General features: G+C 69.1%; 2 protein-coding genes and 1 pseudogene. 2 read left to right on the top strand and 1 reads right to left on the bottom strand.

All coding sequences use genetic code 11. The features are described 5' to 3' along the window. A pseudogene (locus B2869_RS02665) lies at window positions 1-570 on the bottom strand (amino acid deaminase); the annotation flags it as partial. 26 nt (window positions 571-596) lie between these two features. On the opposite strand from B2869_RS02665, the gene B2869_RS02660 reads away from it, so the two are divergent. Together B2869_RS02660 and B2869_RS02655 are read left to right on the top strand one after the other, a co-directional pair. Further along, window positions 597-1001 (top strand): RidA family protein, encoded by a 405-nt coding sequence (locus B2869_RS02660; RefSeq protein WP_021198847.1) that lies wholly within the window; start codon window positions 597-599, stop codon window positions 999-1001. A 98-nt stretch (window positions 1002-1099) separates the two neighbouring features. Continuing rightward, window positions 1100-2599: a L,D-transpeptidase family protein gene (locus B2869_RS02655; RefSeq protein WP_029266927.1), complete on the top strand. Its 1500-nt coding sequence runs from the start codon at window positions 1100-1102 to the stop codon at window positions 2597-2599. Window positions 2600-2776 lie beyond the last annotated feature (177 nt).

The following is a 2776-nucleotide window of genomic DNA, read 5'->3' as shown; positions in this document are numbered from 1 at the left end:
GGCCTGCGCGATGCGCTCCCCCTCCGCCACCGTCCGCGCGCCGGTTCGACCGTGCGCGCCACCCAGCTCGACCAGCACGTCCAGCGGACGCGACGCATCGCGCATGCCGTTCGCGAGGATCATGACGCCGTCGAGGGAGTCGGCCCAGCACAGCACACGCAGCCCGTCGTCCGCGCCGAGCAGTGATCCCAGTCGGCGCACCGCGGCGGCATCGGCGACGGCGTTCGCGATGAGCACGGTCGAGACGCCGGCATCCACGGCAACCTCGGCCTGCCAGGGCGTAGCGACCGAGATCCCCCATGCCCCCGCGTCGAGCAGCCGCTGCCACAGAGCCGGTGCCATGGTGGTCTTGCCGTGTGGAGCGAGCAGCACGCCACGATCTTTCGCCCAGGTGGAGACGGTCTCCTCGTTGTGCGCGAGGGCACCCTCATGCACCGTCAGGACCGGGGTGACCAGGTCGGAGAGGTGCAGGCCGGCCCCGGCCACCTCGGCGAGACGCAGTCCCGCAGCATGCGCCGGGAAGCCCTTCGTCCAGGCGCCGAGAACGGGATCCGGAATTTGTAGAGGCATCTAACAATGCTACTAGGCTTGACGGCATGACCGAGAAGATCCGCGTTTCCACCGATGCCGCCCCCGCCCCCGCCCACACGTTCTCGCAGGGGATCCGCAAGGGCCCGTTCGTGCAGGTGTCCGGTCAGGGCCCCGTCGACCCGACGACGAACGAGTACCTGTTCCCCGGCGACGTGGCCGCCCAGACCACCCGCACGCTCGAGAACGTGAAGGCGATCGTCGAAGCCTCCGGCGCGACGTTCGACGATGTCGTGATGCTGCGCGTCTACCTGACCAAGCGCGAGGACTTCCCGATCATGAACGACGCCTACGGGGAGTTCGTGACCGCGCACACCACGAACGGGGTGCTGCCCTCGCGCACCACCGTCTTCACCGGCCTGCCGCGCGAGGAGATGCTGGTCGAGATCGACGGCATCGCCATCGTCGACTGACCTGGCGAAGCGGGGAGGAACGTTATCACGGACCGTTGCCTCCCCGTTACCTCCCATCCCGTACCATTGGACGTCAGGACACGTTTGAGAACCGGGGGGTGAAGTTCGTGACCGATCTGATTTCTGCGCCGGGCGCAGCAGCCGAGGCGCGTGGAGATGACTCCGCGCCCACTGCAGTGCTCACTCCCACGGACGCTCCCACCGAGACCGTTCCACCGACCACAGGCGACCAGCCCCTGGCCTGGGCGCCCATCGAGCCGTCTCCCAAGAAGCGCCGCCTCGGCCTCTGGATCGGACTGGGCCTGGGCGTCGTCGCACTCGGCGCCGGCGCCGCATCCATGATCCTCATCGCCCCAGGCACCACGGTCGCGGGAATTCCCGTCGGATGGATGACACCCGGAGCCGCAGCCGACGCGATCGACTCCCACCTGGCCGAGACCGAGATCGCCCTCACGGGAGACGGAGACGGCACTGTCCTGACCGGCGCCGACCTCGGCGTCACCGTCGACGCGACCGCTCTCGCGGACAAGGCCTTCGCCGAGCACCCGCTGTGGAACCTCGGCGCGTGGATGGGCGAGCCCGTGCCGGCGGAGATCGCATTCGACGCCGAGAAGGCGACCACCGCACTGCGCGACGCGGTACCGACCAGCTTCGACGACCCCGTGGACGCGGGTGTCGTCTTCGATGCCGCGAGCGGCACCTTCGTCATCACCCCGGCCGAAACCGGAACCGGCATCGACCTCACCGCGCTCAACGCCGCCTTCACCGAGGCGGTCGGCGAAGGCCGTACCACGCTCGAGTACTCGGGCGACGCGGCCGAGGCCCTGCCCGCCGTCTCGGACGACGATGCCACCGCCACGGCCACGGCTCTCAACACCATGCTCCCCACCGTCGGGTTCTATGTCGGCGAGGAGCGCACCGTGCCGGTGGACCCCGCCGTCGTCGCCACCTGGCTCACGGTCTCGGACGACGACGGTCAGCTGCGCATCGACGCCGATCCGCAGGCGATCCAGGCGACCGTCGACGGTCTTCCCGCTCTCGTCGACCGCGCGCCGGTCAATGCGACCAACATCGTCAACTCCGCCGGCACCGTGCTGCGCGCAGAGCAGGAGGGCGTCGCGGGGCGAGCGCTCGGAGACACCTCCGGCATCGCAGAGAAGTTCGCCGACCAGCTCGCCGCCGGCAACGGCGCCTTCGCGCTTTCGGTCACCGAGACGCCGTTCGAGACGGTGAGCCTGTTCCGCCGCATCGACATCAACCTGAGCTCGCAGCGCGCGGTCCTCTACGAGAACAACGTGGTCGTGAACTCGTGGGCCGTGTCGACCGGCCTTCCCGGAACGCTGACGCCCACCGGCAACTTCACGGTCTTCGCGCACACCCGCATCCAGGACATGGGCTGCTACGAAGGCGCCCCGTACTGCACCAAGGACGTGCCCTGGATCACCTGGTTCGCCCCGAACATCGGCTTCCACGGCACCTACTGGCACAACAACTTCGGCCAGCGGATGAGCCACGGTTGCGTCAACCTGCCGATCGACCTCGCCAAGTACGTCTACGACTGGTCCCCGAAGGGCCTCGAGGTCTCCGTCCACTACTGACGAGCACTGTCCCTCTGCGCACGCGGAGGGACAGACACGTCCCCCGCTGCCGACGAGCGCATCGTCGCGCTCCGGCATCACGCGATCAGGTCGAGTCCGGAGACAGGATGCGCCACCCGCGCACCCGTACGCCCGACGCGGGATTCCGCGCGGACACGACGCGGGCTTCCGCGCGGG

Source organism: Microbacterium sp. UBA3486, from assembly GCF_002377845.1.
GTDB lineage: Bacteria > Actinomycetota > Actinomycetes > Actinomycetales > Microbacteriaceae > Microbacterium > Microbacterium maritypicum_A.
Note: the sequence above shows the minus strand (reverse complement) of the source record. Positions and strands in the feature narration are given on the sequence as shown.

Bases quoted from the DNA above. Each gene is read 5' to 3' on its own strand.
- B2869_RS02660 (WP_021198847.1), top strand. From the start codon at position 597: ATGACCGAGAAGATCCGCGTTTCCACCGATGCCGCCCCCGCCCCCGCC.